The sequence below is a fragment of the Thalassococcus sp. BH17M4-6 genome, from assembly GCF_049323015.1.
In the GTDB taxonomy this organism is placed as follows: domain Bacteria; phylum Pseudomonadota; class Alphaproteobacteria; order Rhodobacterales; family Rhodobacteraceae; genus Puniceibacterium.
In genome coordinates this window covers 54190-70524 of record NZ_JBMPGU010000009.1, presented here as the reverse complement: position 1 = coordinate 70524, position 16335 = coordinate 54190, and the positions used below count along the sequence as shown (strand labels likewise).

Sequence of the window (16335 nt, the reverse complement as noted above, 5' to 3'; positions counted from 1 at the left end):
ATGACCCAAGCCGCGCTGACATTCTCCGAAGACCAGGCCGATGCCTACGACCGCGTGTCCGAGATGCTGCGCGCGGCGGGGGTCGATCTGTCGGGCGAGGTGCTTTTGCCCGCCAAGGAAGGCGCGCAACGGCTGATGGCGCTGGTCGGCAAGGCCGGATCGGGGAAGACGCTGCTGCTGGCCGAGCTTTACAAGGCGCTCGAGGCGGCAGGGGTCGAGGTCGTGTCTGGCGATTACGAGTCGCGCAAGCGGCGCGACAAACGCTCTCTCGCCATTCTGGCCCCTACGAACAAGGCGGCCAGCGTTCTGCGGGTTCGCGGCGTGCCCGCGACGACGATCCACCGCATCCTTTACACGCCAGTCTACGATCCTGAATACGAAAAGATCGCCGAATGGCTGACAGGCAACGGTGAAAAACCCGAGATCGAGGCGCTGACCGACGCGGCGCTGGACCGGGCCTATACCTCGTTTCAGGGGCACAAGTCCGTGCCCGCGGCATTGGCCGCAGCCGGGCTGCGCGGGTCGGATTTCATCACCGGCTGGAAGCGCCGCGAGGAACCGCTGGACATCGGCTTTGTCGATGAGGCGTCGATGCTGGATGCGCGGCAGTTCGAGGATCTGCAAGAGATCTTTCCCAACCTGCTGCTGTTCGGCGATCCGGCGCAGCTGGCCCCTGTCAACCAGTCGGGTGCGATGGTCTTTGATGCGCTCAAGCCCGCGCAGAAGATGGAGCTGCACCGCATTCACCGGCAGGATGCGGACAACCCGATCCTGGATCTGGCGCACGCGCTGGCCGATCCCGCGCTGGAGTTTTCCGATTTCGAACGCATGGTCGAAGACAAGGCGCGGCAGGACGACCGGGTCGTCTGGGGCCAGCGGGTCGAGGTCGACCTGATGGCCCGGTCGCCGGTCCTGGTGTGGCGCAATGCGACACGCATCCGGCTGATCAACGCCTTCCGATCCGTGCACGGCGCGCCCGAGACGGAGCTTCTGGAAGGCGAGCCGCTGATCTGCGACGGCATCGAGCTGCCGTTGAAACACCGCAAGAAGCGGCTGGATCTTGAGGCGCGCGGCCTGATCAAGGGGGCGCAGGTGATCTATCTGGGGCCGGGACGCAAGCCCGGGTTCAGCCGCCTGCACGTGATGGGCGCCGAAGATCCGCAGGTCTCTGCCGCGTCGATCGTGAAGATCGAGAAACCCGACGAGGAAGAGCCCTTCATTCCCTATGCGGCCCGCATGGGGGCGACCTTTCTGCACGGTGCGGCGGTGACCATCCATAAGGCGCAAGGGTCGCAATGGGACACGGTGCAGGTTTTTGCGCCGGATCTGTTCGTGGCGGCGCGGATGGGTCGGGTCGAGGCGGGCCAGCCGCTGTGGAAACGGCTGGCTTATGTGGCGATCACCCGGGCGCAGGAGCGTCTGATCTGGGTGGTGCGCAACCGGCTGTCGAAACCCACCGGCCCACTGGTCGTTGATGATCTGCGCGCCACGCCCGCCGCGCCGCTGACGCTGGAGGCGGGTGAGGTCGAGTAAGGGCGCACCCCTCCTCAAGCCCTTGCGGGCTTTCCTCGGACGCTAGAGCGCGACGATCTGCTTTCCGGTATTGCCGCCCTTGAGCATCGCGATGAAGGCAGGCACCATGTTGTCCAGCCCCTCCGCCACGTCTTCGAGGTAGGCGATTTTGCCTTCGGCGACCTGGGGGCTGACCTCGTTGAGGAAGGCCGGGTAGTCGTTCCAGTGATCGAAGATGATGAAGCCCGTGACCTGCAGCCGTTTAACCAGAACCGCGCGCCACATCTGCGGCAGCCGGTCGGTGCCGTCGCCATCGACGCCACCATACCAGGCGATCATGCCGCACACAGGGATGCGGCCGTGCGTGTTCATCAACGGCAGCACCGCTTCGAGCACCTTGCCGCCGACGTTTTCCCAGTAGATGTCGACCCCATCGGGGGCGGCCTCGGCAATCGCCTTGCGCAGATCGGAGGCGGTGTCGTGGGCGCGGTGATCGATCGCGGCGTCAAAGCCGAAGGTATCCGTCGCCAGCGCGCATTTTTCCGGCCCGCCCGCGATCGCCACGGTGCGCAGCCCTGCGGCCTTGGCCAGTTGTCCGACCATCGACCCTACCGGACCGGTGGCGGCTGCCACCACGAGAGTTTCGCCCGCCTTGGGCTTGCCGAACCGGTTCAGCCCGACCCATCCGGTCAGTCCTGGCATCCCCAGCACGCCAAGAGCGGTCGAAGGCGGCAGGTCCGTGTCGAGCTTGCGCAGGTCCTTGCCTGGCAGGCAGGCGTGGCTGGCCCAGCCGGTCATTCCTGTGACCAGATCGCCGGTCGCGAAGCCATCCGCGTTGGACGTCAGCACGTGGCCCACGCCCTGGCCGGTCATCGTCTCGCCAATGCCGACAGAGGGGGCATAGCTTTTCACGTCGTCCATGCGTCCGCGCATGTAGGGATCGAGCGACAGGTGCGTGACCGCGATCAGCACCTCGCCGTCCTTGGGCTCGGGCATCGGGTCGGATTGCAGTTTGAAATCCTCGGGCACCGGCGCGCCAGAGGGGCGGCGGGCGAGGGTGATGCGCTGGAAAGTGACGGACATGGGGCGGGGTCTTTCGCTTGGGACAGGGGAATTTGGGTTGCGCGCGGGGCAGGGCCTGCGCAGTGTGACGTAGAGTGACAACGCAGAAAGCAAGGGAGGGCTGGATGCTTGGGATGATGATGAACCAACCGCTGTCGATCATCGAGATCCTGCGGTACGCGTCCGGTGCGCATCCCGGGGCCGAGGTCGTGTCGGTCAGGACCGAAGGCGACATGCACCGCGAAACCTATGCCGAGGCCTATGCCCGGGCCGCGCAGCTGGCCCATGGTCTGGGCAAGCTGGGTGTGGCGCAGGGCGACAGGGTGGCGACGCTCGCCTGGAACGGTTACCGGCATTTCGAACTGTACTATGGCGTGTCCGGCATGGGCGCGATCTGTCACACGATCAACCCGCGGCTGTCCGCCGAACAGATGCTCTATATCATCGGCCATGCCGAGGATAAGGTGCTGTGCTTCGACCTGACCTTCCTGCCGCTGGTCGAGGCGCTGGCCGAGCATCTGCCCGAGGGGCTGATGCTGGTGGCGATGACGGACCGGGCGCATATGCCCGAGAGCAAGCTTGATCTCATCTGCTACGAGGACATTCTGGACGGGCAGGCGGAAAGCTATGATTGGCCCGATCTGCCCGAGGAAACGGCGGCGGCGCTGTGCTACACCTCGGGCACCACCGGTAATCCCAAGGGCGCGCTCTATTCGCACCGGTCAACCGTGCTGCACGCGCTGTCGGTGTCCATCGCTCTCAACGACAGTCTGCGCGAAGGCGGGCGGATCCTGCCGGTCGTCCCGCTGTTTCACGTCAACGCCTGGGGCCTGCCCTATGCTGCCCCCCTGACCGGGGCGAGCCTGATCATGCCGGGTGGCAAACTGGATGGCGCGTCGCTTTACGATCTGATGGAGGCGGAGGGCGTGACCTCGGCCTGGGGGGTGCCGACGGTCTGGCTGGGTCTGCGGGCCGAGATCGAAAAGCGCGGCCGAAACCCCGAAAAGTTCCGCCAGGTCGTCATCGGCGGGTCCGCCGCGCCGCGCAGCATGATCGAACGGTTCGAAAGCTCGGGCGTCGATGTCTGCCATGCTTGGGGCATGACCGAAATGTCGCCGGTGGGCACGCATGGCCTGCTGTCGGCACCGATGAAGGAGCTGCCGTTCGACGACCAGATCACGCTCAAGTCAAAGCAGGGGCGCCGCATCTTCGGGGTGGAGCTGAAGATCGTCGACGAAGCTGGCCAGCCGCAGCCGCATGACGGCGTGGCATCGGGCGAGCTTTACGTCCGCGGCAATACCATCGTGTCGGGCTACTTCAACAACGAAGAGGCGACCGCCAAGGCGCTGGACAAGGACGGATGGTTCGGCACCGGCGATGTGGCGACGATCGACACGCGCGGTTTCGTGTCGGTGCAGGACCGGTCCAAGGACCTGATCAAGTCGGGCGGCGAATGGATCAGCTCGATCGATCTGGAAAACATCGCCATGGCGCATCCCAAGGTCGCGAACTGCGCGGTGATCGCCATCGCCCATCCGAAATGGGACGAACGCCCGCTGCTGGTTGTCGTGCCCGAGGACCCGGCGGACAAACCCAAGCTGTCGGAGATTCACGAGATGATGCTGCAAAGCCTGGCCAAATGGCAGTTGCCCGACGACATCGCCTTTGTCGATGAACTGCCCCTGACCGCGACCGGCAAGGTGTCAAAACTGACGCTGCGCCAGCGCTTTGCGGATTACTCGCTGCCCGATGTCCGCTGACGACCTGCGGTCCCTGCCTGCGCGCCTGTCGGAGTGGGTCGTGCTCGACGCCGCCCGGGTGCGCGCCTTTGCCGATGCGACCGAGGATTGGCAGTTCATCCACCTGGACGAGGACCGTGCGGCGGCCGAAACGCCCTTTGGCGGCGCAGTGGCGCACGGGTTCCTGACCCTGTCGATGCTGTCGGCGATGTCCTATCAGGTCATGCCCGACCTGCCGGGCATAAAGGCCAGCATCAACTACGGCTTTGACCGCATCCGCTTTGTCTCGCCCGTCCGGGTCGGGTCGCGCATCCGGGGCCGGTTCACCGTGGCCGAGGTGGACGAGGCGCCGGGCCGCCTGACCGTGCACTGGGATGTCAGCATCGAAATCGAAGGGGCCGAGAAACCGGCGCTGGTGGCGGCCTGGATCACCCGTCTGGAATTGGAGGAATGAGCATGGATTTGGGTGTGACCGACAAGGTGCGGCCGCTGATCGACAAGGTCCGCCGCATGGTTGAGGACGAGATCGCGCCGCTGGATGCCGAATTCCACGCCGAGGTCGGCAAGCATCCGTCCGGTGACAGGTTTCAGCATACCGACCGACAGTTGGAGATTCTGGACGGCCTCAAGGCCAAGGCGAAAGAGCGCGGGCTCTGGAATTTCTGGCTGACCGGTTCGGAGCGGGGCTATGGCCTGTCGACCGTGGAATACGCCTATCTGGCCGAAGAGATGGGAAAGGTCGGCATCGCCGCCGAAGTGTTCAACTGCAACGCGCCCGACACCGGCAACATGGAGGTGCTGGAACGCTATGGCACCCAGTCGCACAAGGACCGCTGGCTGGGGCGGCTGTTGGAGGGTGAGATCCGCTCGGCTTACGTTATGACCGAACCGGGCATCGCGTCGTCGGATGCGGCGCAGCTGCAGTTCGCGGCCGTGCGCGATGGCGACGACTATGTGCTCAACGGCGAAAAGTGGTGGATTTCCGGCGCGGGCGATCCGCGCTGCGCGCTTTACATCGTCATGGCCTGCACCGATGCGGACGCCCCCAAGCACCAGCGCCACACCATGTTCGTGATGGACCCGGACACGTCCGGCATCGAGGTGCTGCGCCCGATGCAGGTCTTTGGGCAAGATGACGCGCCGCATGGGCATATGCATCTGCGGTTCACGGATGTGCGCGTGCCCGCCGACCAGGTCGTGCTGGGCGAGGGCCGGGGGTTCGAGGTCGCGCAGGGGCGTCTGGGGCCGGGGCGCATCCACCATTGCATGCGCGCCATCGGTCAGGCGGAAAAGGCGCTTGAAATGATGTGCCGCCGCGGCCTTGCGCGCGAGGCGTTCGGCAAGAAGCTGGTCGAGCTGGGGGCGAATTACGACATCATCGCCAATGCCCGGATGGAGATCGAGATGGCGCGGCTTCTGTGCCTCAAAGCCGCCTGGATGATGGACACCCAGGGTGTGCGCGCCGCGCAGCCGTGGATTTCCAAGATCAAGGTCGTGGCGCCGTTGATGGCCGGCAAGGTCATCGACGAGGCGATGCAGCTGCACGGCGCGGGCGGGATCAGCCAGGATTTCGACCTGGCGCATATGTGGACCCACGTGCGCACCCTGCGCTTTGCCGATGGGCCGGACGCGGTGCACCGCCGCCAGGTGGCGCGGGCCGAGCTGCGCAAGTTCGTCAACGACAAGGTCTGACCGGATGGATGCGGCGCAGCTTGAGGCGGTGGCCGGCTGGATGGCCCGGCACGTGCCGGGGTTCGAAGGGCCGGTCAAGGCGCGCAAATTCGACGTCGGCCAGTCCAACCCGACCTTCCGGCTGACGGCACCGTCGGGATCTTACGTGTTGCGGCGCAAGCCGCCGGGTGTGCTGCTGAAATCCGCCCATGCGGTCGACCGTGAATTCCGCGTACAGCGTGCGCTGGCGGGAACCGATGTGCCGGTCCCGAAGATGCTGGCGCTCTGCGAGGACGACGCCGTGATCGGGTCGATGTTCTACGTGATGGAGGATGTCGCCGGGCGCAATATCGCCGACCCGTCGATGCCCGAGGCGACACCGCAAGAACGCGCCGCGATCATGGCCGAGATGCACCGGGTTCTGGCGGCAATCCATGACGTCGACATCAATGCGGTGGGCCTGTCCGACTACGGTCCGCCGGGGGATTACTACGCCCGGCAACTGGGTCGCTGGACCAAGCAGTACCGCGCGTCCGAGACGGAGCCGGTGCCCGCTATGGACCGGCTGATGGGCTGGCTTGGCGCGCATCTGCCCCCGGATGACGGCCAGCGCACGCTGGTGCATGGCGATTACCGCGTCGACAACATGCTGTTCGCGCCGGACGAGCCCCAGTGTCGCGCGGTACTGGATTGGGAATTGTCGACCATCGGCCACCCCTTTGCCGATCTCGCGGGGGTGATCATGCAATGGCAATTGCCGCCGGGCCCCGAGGGTCGGGGGCTGGCCGGGGTGGACCGTGCCGGTGCGGGGTTGCCGTCGGATGAGGCGTTTGTGCAGGCCTATTGCGAAAGGCGTGGCATCGACGCGATTGATGGCTTCGGGTTCTACGTGGCCTTCGCGTTTTTCCGTATGGCGGCGATTCTGCAGGGGGTGAAGAAGCGCGCGCTCGACGGCAACGCATCGAACCCCGACAAGGCGCTGCGGCTGGGGGCGTTCGTGCCGCGCTTTGCCGAACTGGGGCTGGAGGCCGCGGGCGCATGAGTGATCTCGATCCCCGTTTCGCCGAACCGGCCTATCCCTTTGCCGCGCATCTGGGCATGCGCATGACCGGCTGGCGCGACGGCTGGGCCCGGTTCGAGATGGCGCTGGCGCCCGAGATCATGAACCGCCACGGCAATCCGCATGGCGGGGCGCATGCGTCGCTGCTGGACACCGTGATGGGCTATGCCGGGTGCTGGACCGGTGACCCTGAGGTGCGGCAGATGGCGCTGACGCTGTCGCTGAACGTGCAGTATCTGTCGCGCCCCCGGGGCACGCTGCTGATCGGGGAGGGGCGGCAGACCGGCGGAGGGCGCAGCACGTTCTTTGCCGAGGCGACGGTGGTGGACGATCTGGGCGAGTTGATCGCCAGCGGCACGGGTGTCTTTCGCTATCGCAAGGGGGGCGCGTAGCTCCTCAAGCCCTTGCGGGCTTTCCTCGCCCGCGCTCAGTAGCCCGCGTCGCGATCCACCAGATGCAGGAACGGCTCGCCCGCTTCGCCGCGGCGGATGTTTTCGGCCACCACGCGGCTGGCGCTGTCGGAGCGGGTTTCCGACGCGATATGCGGTGTCACCGTGACCTGCGGGTGGGTCCAGTAGGGATCATCGGCGGGCAGCGGTTCGGTGCGGAAGACATCCAGCGTGGCGTGGCTGATCTGCCCACTGTCGAGCGCGGCCAGAAGCGCGCTGTCGTCGATCAACGGGCCGCGACCGGGGTTGATGATCACCGCCCCCGGGGCGGTCAGCGCCAGGGTGCGGGCATTGAGGACATCCCGCGTCTGCGGCGTGTCGGGCAACAGCAGCACGACGATCTGCGCGCCTGTCAGCGCGGCATCGATCCCCTCCGCTCCGGCGAAGGACTGCACGCCGGTCTGCGCGTGGCCGGACCTGCTCCAGCCGCGCACGGGAAACCCAAGGGCGGTCAGCGCTGCGGCGCAGGCCTGCCCCAGCGCGCCGAAGCCGAGGATCGCCACCGGCCTGTCCCTGGACAGCGGCGGCGGCGTGTTCTGCCACAGGTGGTCGGGGTTCACGATGTGTGCATCCATACCCAGGTGGTGGCGCAGCACATGGCCCGTCACCCATTCGACCATGCCCTGCGTCAACCCCTCGTCATCGACCATGCGCGCCAGCGGCACGGTCAGGGTGTGGTTGCCAACCACGCCTTCCACACCGGCCCAGAGGTTCAGCACCGCCTTGAGCCGCGTGTAGGGGCGGAAATCCTGCACCGCGCTGTTGGGCGCGTAAACGATGTAATCGACCTTGGCCGCGGGCAGGTCCGTTGTCAGCACATAGTCAAGATCAAGCGCATCGAGGGCGCTGCGCAGCGGCGCTTCGTATTGCGCCCAGCGGTCGGGCTGGGCGGCGAAAAGGACGTTGACGGGCATCGGTTACCTCGGTCTGTGGATATGGGCGCTTTGCACCAGGCCAAAGGCCACCATGAGCACCAGCATCGCCGATCCGCCGTAGCTGACCAGCGGCAGCGGCACACCCACGACCGGGGCCAGCCCCATGACCATCGACATGTTGACGGCGAAGAACAGGAAGAAGGTCAGCCCCACCCCCAGGATCAGCAGCGACGAAAACCGGTCGCGGTTCTGCAAGGCCGAGGCGATGCAGAAGAGCAGGATCAGCACGTAGAGGATCAGCAGCGAAAACGCCCCGACAAAGCCGAATTCCTCGGCCAGGGTGTTGAAGATGAAATCGGTGTGCTTTTCCGGCAGGAAGTTGAGCCGCGATTGCGTGCCCTGCATGAAACCGCGCCCGGTCCAGCCGCCCGATCCCATCGCGATCTTCGCCTGGGTGATGTGATAGCCCGCGCCCAGCGGGTCGGAACTGGGGTCGATAAAGGTGTCGATCCGGCGGAACTGGTAGTCCTTGAGCATCTGCCAATCGGTGCCGCGGCTGCGGAACACCGTCGACACAAAGCCCGCCCCGGCGGCGATGACCACCCCGAAATAGGCCCAGTGCACACCGGCGAGGAACATCATCAGCCCACCGCCGGTGACAAGCAGGATGGCGGTCCCCAGATCCGGCTGGGTCAGCACCAGAAAGGTCGGCAGAAGGATCAGCAGAACCGGCAGCAGCACCCAGAGCGGGCGCGAGGTTTTGCGGATCGGCAGCCAGTCGTAATAGGCCGCCAGCAGCATCACCATGGTGACCTTCATGAGCTCGGACGGTTGCAGGCGGAAAAAGCCAAGGTCGATCCAGCGCTGCGCGCCCATGCCGACCGCGCCGAAGAATTCGACGAAGACCAGCAGCACCACCGACACGAGGTAGGCCACCACGGCCATGTTGCGCCAGAACCAGATCGGCACCAGCGCCACCGTGAACATCAGCACCAGCCCAAGCGCATAACGTTTCATCTGCGGTTCGGCCCAGGGGCTGAACGACCCGCCCGCGACGGAATAGAGCATCAGGAACCCGACACCGGCCACGGCTGACAGCAGGATGACCAGCGGCCAGTTGAGGTGCAGCACCTTGCGAAGGCCCGAAGGGACCGTCTTGACGGTATATTCAAGATAACTCATGCGCGGCTGGACCCGTCGCTGCGCCGCTCTTCGCGTTCCCGGGCCAGACGTTCCTGCTGCGCCTTGATGCGGCTGCGGTCCGATGAAGGGTAGGCCTCAAGCGGCGGGGTCCCGCCGTAAAGCGCCTGCAATGTCACGTCGCGGTTGATAGGGGCAGCGGCGGATGACCCGCCACCGCCGTGTTCCACCACGACCGATACCGCGATCTTGGGGTTGTTGTAGGGTGCGAAGTTCACGAACAGCGCGTGATCGCGTTCTTCCCAGGGCACATCCTCGTTGCGGACCACGCGGTTGCGGACCTGGCTGGTGCCGGATTTGCCCGCGATCTCCATCCCCTCGGCGACGACACGCGACCGGTAGCCGGTGCCGCGGCGGTTGTTGGACACTGCCCACATCGCCTTGCGCACCTGGCGCAGGTGGTTTTCGTTGAGGCCCAGGCTTTCTCCGGCGCGCGACGGTGTGTCGACGCCATCAATCCGCTTGACCAGCCGCGGCCCGATGCTGCGCCCGGTGGCGATGCGCGCTGTCATGATCGCCTGCTGCAGCGGCGAGGACAGCACGAAACCCTGCCCGATGGACGCGTTGACGGAATCCCCGATCAGCCAGGACGCCCCGCGTTCGCGCAGCTTCCAGTCCTTGTCGGGCACAAGGCCCGCGGTAACCGCAGACATCGGCACATCCGGCGCCTCGCCCAGGCCCAGACGGCGGGCCATGTCGGCGATGCGTTCGATCCCGACCTTGAGCGCCAGTTCGTAATAATAGACATCGCAGCTTTCGCGGATGCTTTCCTCAAGGTTGACCCAGCCGTGCCCGGCGCGTTTCCAGCAATGGAAACGCCGCGACCCAACCTCGAGGTGGCCGGGGCAATAGGCGGTGTCGTCGGCAGAAAGAATGCCCGATTCCAGCGCCGCCAGCGCGCAGATCATCTTGAACGTCGATCCCGGAGGATAGGCGTCCTGCACGGTCTTGGAAGCCAGCGGACGGTGGTTGTTGTCGCGCAGTACCGAATAGTCGGCGACAGAAATGCCGCGCACGAACTTGTTGGGGTCGTACGACGGAGACGAGGCGATGGCGAGGATATCGCCATGCTCGAGATCCATCACCACGCAGGAGGCCGATTCCTGGCCCAGCCGTGACTTGATGTATTCCTGCAGATCGCTGTCGAGCGTCAACTGGATGTCGGTCCCGGCGTCGCCTTCGCGGCGGTCCAGTTCGCGCATGACACGGCCTACGGCGTTGACCTCGACCCGCTTGGCCCCGGCGTTGCCGCGCAGCTGTTCCTCGTATTTGGCCTCGACCCCGACCTTGCCGATCTGGAAGCGCGGGATGCGCAGCACCGGTTCGGGGTCTTCGTAGCGCGCAAGGTCGCGTTCCGACACCGGGCCGACGTAGCCCACCACATGGGCAAAGCTGTCATGCCGAGGATAGAACCGCGACAGGCCGACCTCGGGCGTCACACCAGGCAGGGCGGGGGCATTGGCGGCGACGCGGCTGATATCGCTCCAGCTCACGCGGTCGGCGACGGTGATCGGCAGGAAAGGCGCGCTGCGCTCCATTTCCGCCAGGGCGCGGTTCAACTCGTCCTCGTCGAGCTCCACCAGGTTGGACAGCCGCGCGATCACATCGGTCACGTCGCCCGCATCCTCGCGCACGATGGTGATGCGGTAGCTGGGCGCATTTTCGGCGATCACCACGCCGTTGCGGTCGAAAATCTGCCCCCGCGCGGGCGGGATCAGCCGGATGTTGATCCGGTTTTCCTCGGCCAGGAGGCGGAACTCATCCGCCTGGTCGACCTGCATGAACCGCATCCGCAGCCCCAGCACCCCGGCAAAGCCCAGTTGCAGCCCGCCCAGCACCAGCCCGCGGCGGGAAATGCGGCGCACGCTTTCGGTGGTTTCGCGCGGCGACCGTCTCATAGGGAATGCCCCAGTCTGTCCACCTCTCCGGGGTTGGAGCGGCGCACACCAAAGACGACGTGCGACAGCAGGACGACGACGGGATAGGCGGCAAGGGTCATGAAATACTGCATGAGCGTCAGAAACATGGCTCCGGGTGACACGATCAGCACGATCAGTATCACCCGGTATATCAGGGTGATCGCGAAAAGGCACCCGGCCACGGTGATCCATTCCAGCACGAAGGTGTTATCGCGCTGCCGCCGTTCGCGGGATTTCAGCCATTCCACCGCCAGAACCACAAGCGCCGCCCACAGTCCGGGCGGGCGCTGGAACACAAGGTCCGAAAGCAGCAGAACGGCCGCCACCAGAAACGTGGGTACATAGTCCGGCCGCCGCAACGCCCAGGCAAAGCAGAGCGCTACCATGAGGTCGGGCGCGGCCCAGCGGCGCGGGGTGGTTTCGAGCGGAAGCAGATGGAAAAAGATGATCAGCAGGCACAGCAGCACGAAGGCGCCGCGCATGGACCAGATCCGGGCCGCGCTTTGATCAACCATCGCCGGCCTCCGCCGCCTCCGCCTCGGGCGCCGGGGTGTTGGTGCCGGGCGGTTCGTCGGGAAGGATCAGCGCGCTGGGCTGGCTGACCTTGCGCGCGCCGTGGTCGCGCAGGACACGCAGAAACTCCAGCCGTTCGTAATCCGCGGCCATCCGGGTGCGCAGCCGCCCGCCGGGGTCCTGTGCCACCTGTCCGATCAGCAGGCCGGGCGGGAAGACATCGCCGTCGCCGCTGGTCACGATCCGGTCGCCGGGGCGCACGAGGTCGGGATTTTCGAGGAAATCGATGGGCGGTGCGGCGGTGTTGTCGCCCACGATCAGCGCCCGCTGGCCCGAGGGCTGGATCGTCGCCGGGATGCGGCTGGTGGAGTCGGTGAGCAGGATCACCCGGCTGGTGTTGTCCCCGACGCCCGAAATCCGCCCCACCAGTCCGATGCCGTCCATCGTGGCCCAGCCGTCGACGATTCCGTCGCGCGAACCGACGTTGATCAGCACGGTCTGCCGGAAGGGCGAGCCCGAGTCGGCCAGCACGACGCCGGTGATATAGGTCAGCCGGGGGTCCAGCCGCACGTTGTTGAGATCGCGCAGCCGGGCGTTTTCCTGTTCCAGCTGCAGCGCCGCCTCTTTCCACGAGGTCATCTGCCGCAACTCGCGTCGCAATTCCTGGTTCTGCTCGTAGATGTTCTGATAGCTGCGGAAATCCCGCAAAAGCTTGACCGTCGCGGTGACCGGGGCCATTGCCCAGTCAAAGCTGGGCACCACCGTGTCGATCACCTGGGCGCGGAACCGTTCGACCCTCGGGCTGTCCACCCGCCAGACCAGGAACAGACCGACAAGACACAGGATCAGCAGCGCCAAAAGCAATCGTTTCAGCGGGCCGGTGTAGTCTTCGCCGTTTGCGCGATCCTTGGCCAATTTTGCCCCTTCACGTCAAAGGTGCAGGGATCAGCTGTCGTAGTCAATTGCGTGGCGCAACTGCTTTTCGTACTCCAGCGCCTTGCCGGTGCCAAGCGCCACGCAGTTGAGCGATTCGTCCGCGATGCTGACCGCAAGTCCGGTCTGTTCGCGAAGCGCCAGATCCAGTTCGCCCAGCAGTGCGCCGCCGCCGGTCAGCATCACGCCACGGTCGACGATGTCGGCGGCCAGATCCGGCGGGGTGGCTTCCAGCGCGGTCATCACCGCCTCGCAGATCGCCTGCACCGGTTCGGCCAGCGCCTCGGCCACCTGGGCCTGGCTGATCTCGGTTTCCTTGGGTACGCCGTTGAGCAGGTCGCGGCCACGGATATGCATGGACGAGCCGCGCCCGTCGTCGGGCATGCGGGCGGTGCCGATGCTGGTCTTGATCCGTTCGGCGGTCGATTCCCCGACCAGCAGGTTCTGCTGGCGGCGCAGGTAGTTGATGATCGCCTCGTCCATGCGGTCGCCGCCGACGCGGACCGACCGGGCATAGACGATGTCGCCCAGGCTCAGCACCGCGACTTCGGTCGTGCCGCCACCGATATCGACGACCATGTTGCCGGTCGGATCGGTGATCGGCATGCCCGCGCCAATGGCCGCCGCGATGGGTTCGGCAATCAGACCCGCGCGCCGCGCGCCCGCCGACAGCACCGACTGCCGGATCGCGCGCTTTTCCACCGGGGTGGCGCCATGCGGCACGCAGACGATGATCTTGGGCTTGGAAAAGGTCGACCGCTTGTGAACCTTGCGGATGAAATGCTTGATCATCTCTTCAGCCACGTCGAAATCGGCGATCACGCCTTCGCGCATCGGGCGGATCGCCTCGATGCTGCCGGGGGTACGGCCCAGCATCAGCTTGGCGTCCTCGCCCACGGCGAGGACCTTCTTGACGCCGTCCTTGATGTGGTAGGCCACGACCGAGGGTTCGGACAGGACCACACCCTTGCCCTTCACATAGATCAGCGTGTTCGCCGTCCCAAGGTCAATCGCCATGTCCGCAGTGAACATGCCCAGGAGTTTTTCCAGTCCAAACATTCGTCGAGTCCCAATCGTGTGAAGGCCCGCGACTCTTCCGAGGCGGGCCGAGCGCTCTTATAGGCTTGGAACCGGGGTAGCGAAAGGGTGCGCGCAAGATGAATCAGCGTGAACCCGCCGCCCTGTGGCCGGGTGGGCAACGCCCCCGCGGGTGCTTGCCAATGCTGTGCCGAGCGCCGCGAGATCCGCGCAAGGCGGGCTGTTGACGTACAAAAAACGGTCCGAGCCACGCGGGATGCGGCGCGTGTGAAAGGCCGAGACATTGAACAGCTGCGGCGAATCGTCAGGGGTGGATGCGCAACCCCGGCGAATCGAGAAAGGGCAGGGCAGGGGCCCGCATCGCTCGCAAAACCGCCCTCGAATGATCCATGAAGCGCCGCAATCGGGGGGCAGACTGCGTGGTAACGGCACGAGCGGAGCTTTGAAAATGTCCCATACCGACCAAGAAATCCTGATGGCGCTGCGCCCCAAGCGCCCGAAAGGCCCCGCGCGCGGGGCGCGCAAGAGTCTGCTGGGCGTGGCTGCGGCGGTGTTTCTGGCCCTTGCGGTCTTTGTCGATTTCCTGACGTTCAGCATCAGCGCCAGTCTCTTCGGCGAGGAGGACACACCAAGCGCATATCTGGATCACCGGCTGAAGCTGTCGAAGCTCTCAACGTTCTGGGCGACCGAGAGCCTGCCCGAACGTGATTACAACGCCAACCCGCTTATCCCCTCCGAAAAGGCCGCCTATGCGGACCGGATGCACCTGGCCTTGCCCGCCGCACCCGAGGGCTGGACCCGCGCGCCCTTCACGACCGCGGATTTCTGGACCCTGCGCAAGGATCTGGTGCCCTGCCAGAAATACGACGACAAGCTTCTCAAGGCCAAGGCGATGATCGGCGATTCACGTGGCTGCCCGCCGGGTCTGGGTGGCGACGGGTTCCATGTCTACACCCGCGGCGTGGAGCAGATCGCGCTCATGCTGCGCTACATCCCGGCAGATCCCACCGTTCCGAGGGCCGAGGCGTTGCGGAACGCCCCCCTGCCGGACTTCGCCGCCGCCAACTTTGCCCAGAGCCGTGGCGACCGAACGCTGACGCCGTTCACCCGAGTGCGGAACTGGTCGTTCGGGGTGCTGCCCATGACGCTGACCCGGCGCAGTGGGGCGGTCAGTGACCTGCCGCTGCGGATCTATGCCCGCAACGGCGGGCAGGGCACGGTGGACATCTTTGCCGTGTCCACGGCCTCGGCCACGACAACAAAGCACCTGCTGAGTCAGATCGACTTTGCCTTTCTGAACGCGATGCTGGCGCCGACCGCCGATGGATAGGTTCTGCAGGATTGATGTCTGATGTCCGTGTCCGGTCGCGATACGCCGAAGGCCAGGGTCGGCTATACCGATCCGAAATTTGCCGCGCGGCTGGCGCGCATGGGTCTGAAACCGGGCCACGACCTGTCGCATGAAACGCCCCGGCTGCGGCGGTCGCGGTCGAAACCGGTGGCGGTGATTGTGCTGGTGCTGCTGCTGGGGGCGGTGCTTTGGGTCGATCATGCGCTGTTCCAGGCCCGTGCCGATCTGCGCGGGCAGGGGCGCGATCTTGTCGCCTATGTGACGGACCGGCTGGGTCTGAGCGTGCAGCCAACACGACATGCGCCGTTCCCCGACCGCGACTATCGGGCCGATCCGCTGAGCCTGGTCGAAAAGGCTGCGTTTTCCCGGCATCTGCCCTCCGCCCTGCCGCCCGCGCCCCCAGGCTGGACCCTGCGCCCGTTCGAGAGCGGCGATCAGGCCATCCTGCGCCCGGAGCTTGCGCATTGCGGCGGAGGTCCGGTGCGGCTTGATGCCGATTATTTCTACAACCGCACGGACCGTCCGCAGGCGCGTTGCCCGGCTTATCGCAACTGGACGGGGGTCTGGGTCTACGCCCAGGCCAACAAGCGCATCGCCATCGGCCTGCATTACAAACCGTCCCGGTCGCTCATCGGGCGCGTCTGCATGCCTCGGGGGCCGGTGCCGTCGGTCTTTATCGAGGCGTTCGGCGCCGATTATGCCAGCCGCGCCTACCGCAGCGCGACCTTCATCAACGGCTGGCGGTTCGGTGCCCTGCCGTCCAGCGAACGGCGCCCCGGTCATGTGCGCACCCGGATGCCGCTGCGGATGCTGGCCCGGAAGGCCGGGGACGGGGCGCTGACGGTTTTCGCGATGGCCAACGCGGCGCGCAGCGATGTCACCCGCATTCTTGGCGGGCTGGACACGGATGCCATGACCGCCCTGATTGCGCCGGGCTAGCCAAGAGCGGCCAATTCGCGTGGTCAGGTCGTTTTCCCACCATGACGTGTCGGGACAGTTTTGCGGCGGGTTTG

Annotated in this window: 15 protein-coding genes; 8 read left to right on the top strand and 7 right to left on the bottom strand. The window is 65.9% G+C overall.

Annotated elements, in window-relative coordinates:
- Window positions 1–1533 carry an ATP-dependent DNA helicase gene (locus ACOXXX_RS13740; RefSeq protein ID WP_422827167.1) on the top strand — a complete coding sequence of 511 codons (1533 nt, stop codon included), beginning with the start codon at window positions 1–3 and terminating at the stop codon, window positions 1531–1533.
- Between the two features lie 42 nt (window positions 1534–1575).
- On the opposite strand, the gene ACOXXX_RS13735 is transcribed toward ACOXXX_RS13740, so the two are convergent.
- Entirely contained in the window at window positions 1576–2595 is a 1020-nt protein-coding gene (locus ACOXXX_RS13735; protein WP_422827166.1) for an NADP-dependent oxidoreductase, read from the bottom strand.
- Between the two features lie 104 nt (window positions 2596–2699).
- Here ACOXXX_RS13735 and ACOXXX_RS13730 point away from each other — a divergent pair, with 104 nt between their 5' ends.
- From ACOXXX_RS13730 to ACOXXX_RS13710, 5 genes are read left to right on the top strand one after another with little or no spacing between them, the layout of a single operon-like run.
- Window positions 2700–4334, top strand: a complete 1635-nt coding sequence (locus ACOXXX_RS13730) for a long-chain-fatty-acid--CoA ligase (RefSeq protein WP_422827165.1) — start codon at window positions 2700–2702, stop codon at window positions 4332–4334.
- Window positions 4324–4767 carry a MaoC family dehydratase gene (locus ACOXXX_RS13725; protein ID WP_422827164.1) on the top strand — a complete coding sequence of 148 codons (444 nt, stop codon included), beginning with the start codon at window positions 4324–4326 and terminating at the stop codon, window positions 4765–4767. Before ACOXXX_RS13730 ends, ACOXXX_RS13725 begins: the two co-directional genes overlap by 11 nt.
- On the top strand, window positions 4764–6005 hold the full coding sequence (locus ACOXXX_RS13720) for an acyl-CoA dehydrogenase family protein (RefSeq protein ID WP_422827163.1): 1242 nt from the start codon (window positions 4764–4766) through the stop codon (window positions 6003–6005). The genes ACOXXX_RS13725 and ACOXXX_RS13720 overlap by 4 nt, the downstream gene beginning before the upstream one ends.
- A gap of 4 nt (window positions 6006–6009) precedes the next feature.
- Complete coding sequence (locus ACOXXX_RS13715) at window positions 6010–7026, top strand: phosphotransferase family protein (RefSeq protein ID WP_422827162.1); 1017 nt, start codon at window positions 6010–6012, stop codon at window positions 7024–7026.
- Complete coding sequence (locus ACOXXX_RS13710) at window positions 7023–7436, top strand: PaaI family thioesterase (RefSeq protein WP_422827161.1); 414 nt, start codon at window positions 7023–7025, stop codon at window positions 7434–7436. The genes ACOXXX_RS13715 and ACOXXX_RS13710 overlap by 4 nt, the downstream gene beginning before the upstream one ends.
- 35 nt (window positions 7437–7471) lie before the next feature.
- Here ACOXXX_RS13710 and ACOXXX_RS13705 read toward each other — a convergent pair whose 3' ends face one another.
- Genes ACOXXX_RS13705 through ACOXXX_RS13680 form a run of 6 tightly spaced genes read right to left on the bottom strand, consistent with a single transcriptional unit; the run spans window position 7472 to window position 13992 of the window.
- Entirely contained in the window at window positions 7472–8407 is a 936-nt protein-coding gene (locus ACOXXX_RS13705) for a 2-hydroxyacid dehydrogenase (protein ID WP_422827160.1), read from the bottom strand.
- Window positions 8408–8410: 3 nt separating this feature from the next.
- Window positions 8411–9550 (bottom strand): rod shape-determining protein RodA, encoded by a 1140-nt coding sequence (rodA, locus tag ACOXXX_RS13700; RefSeq protein WP_422827159.1) that lies wholly within the window; start codon window positions 9548–9550, stop codon window positions 8411–8413.
- Window positions 9547–11466, bottom strand: a complete 1920-nt coding sequence (gene mrdA, locus ACOXXX_RS13695) for a penicillin-binding protein 2 (protein WP_422827158.1) — start codon at window positions 11464–11466, stop codon at window positions 9547–9549. The genes rodA and mrdA overlap by 4 nt, the downstream gene beginning before the upstream one ends.
- A complete protein-coding gene (locus tag ACOXXX_RS13690; protein WP_422827157.1) occupies window positions 11463–12002 on the bottom strand; it encodes a rod shape-determining protein MreD in 540 nt (179 codons plus the stop codon). The genes mrdA and ACOXXX_RS13690 overlap by 4 nt, the downstream gene beginning before the upstream one ends.
- Window positions 11995–12915 (bottom strand): rod shape-determining protein MreC, encoded by a 921-nt coding sequence (gene mreC / locus ACOXXX_RS13685; RefSeq protein ID WP_422827156.1) that lies wholly within the window; start codon window positions 12913–12915, stop codon window positions 11995–11997. Before mreC ends, ACOXXX_RS13690 begins: the two co-directional genes overlap by 8 nt.
- A gap of 30 nt (window positions 12916–12945) precedes the next feature.
- Window positions 12946–13992, bottom strand: a complete 1047-nt coding sequence (locus tag ACOXXX_RS13680) for a rod shape-determining protein (RefSeq protein WP_422827155.1) — start codon at window positions 13990–13992, stop codon at window positions 12946–12948.
- Between the two features lie 427 nt (window positions 13993–14419).
- Here ACOXXX_RS13680 and ACOXXX_RS13675 point away from each other — a divergent pair, with 427 nt between their 5' ends.
- On the top strand, window positions 14420–15301 hold the full coding sequence (locus ACOXXX_RS13675) for a hypothetical protein (RefSeq protein WP_422827154.1): 882 nt from the start codon (window positions 14420–14422) through the stop codon (window positions 15299–15301).
- A 21-nt stretch (window positions 15302–15322) separates the two neighbouring features.
- Complete coding sequence (locus ACOXXX_RS13670; protein ID WP_422827153.1) at window positions 15323–16261, top strand: hypothetical protein; 939 nt, start codon at window positions 15323–15325, stop codon at window positions 16259–16261.
- Window positions 16262–16335: the final 74 nt, after the last annotated feature.

Coding starts and splice junctions, on each gene's coding strand:
- ACOXXX_RS13740 (WP_422827167.1), top strand. CDS start 1: ATGACCCAAGCCGCGCTGACATTCTCCGAAGACCAGGCCGATGCCTAC.
- ACOXXX_RS13735 (WP_422827166.1), bottom strand. CDS start 2,595: ATGTCCGTCACTTTCCAGCGCATCACCCTCGCCCGCCGCCCCTCTGGC.
- ACOXXX_RS13730 (WP_422827165.1), top strand. CDS start 2,700: ATGCTTGGGATGATGATGAACCAACCGCTGTCGATCATCGAGATCCTG.
- ACOXXX_RS13725 (WP_422827164.1), top strand. CDS start 4,324: ATGTCCGCTGACGACCTGCGGTCCCTGCCTGCGCGCCTGTCGGAGTGG.
- ACOXXX_RS13720 (WP_422827163.1), top strand. CDS start 4,764: ATGAGCATGGATTTGGGTGTGACCGACAAGGTGCGGCCGCTGATCGAC.
- ACOXXX_RS13715 (WP_422827162.1), top strand. CDS start 6,010: ATGGATGCGGCGCAGCTTGAGGCGGTGGCCGGCTGGATGGCCCGGCAC.
- ACOXXX_RS13710 (WP_422827161.1), top strand. CDS start 7,023: ATGAGTGATCTCGATCCCCGTTTCGCCGAACCGGCCTATCCCTTTGCC.
- ACOXXX_RS13705 (WP_422827160.1), bottom strand. CDS start 8,407: ATGCCCGTCAACGTCCTTTTCGCCGCCCAGCCCGACCGCTGGGCGCAA.
- rodA (WP_422827159.1), bottom strand. CDS start 9,550: ATGAGTTATCTTGAATATACCGTCAAGACGGTCCCTTCGGGCCTTCGC.
- mrdA (WP_422827158.1), bottom strand. CDS start 11,466: ATGAGACGGTCGCCGCGCGAAACCACCGAAAGCGTGCGCCGCATTTCC.
- ACOXXX_RS13690 (WP_422827157.1), bottom strand. CDS start 12,002: ATGGTTGATCAAAGCGCGGCCCGGATCTGGTCCATGCGCGGCGCCTTC.
- ACOXXX_RS13680 (WP_422827155.1), bottom strand. CDS start 13,992: ATGTTTGGACTGGAAAAACTCCTGGGCATGTTCACTGCGGACATGGCG.
- ACOXXX_RS13675 (WP_422827154.1), top strand. CDS start 14,420: ATGTCCCATACCGACCAAGAAATCCTGATGGCGCTGCGCCCCAAGCGC.
- ACOXXX_RS13670 (WP_422827153.1), top strand. CDS start 15,323: ATGTCCGTGTCCGGTCGCGATACGCCGAAGGCCAGGGTCGGCTATACC.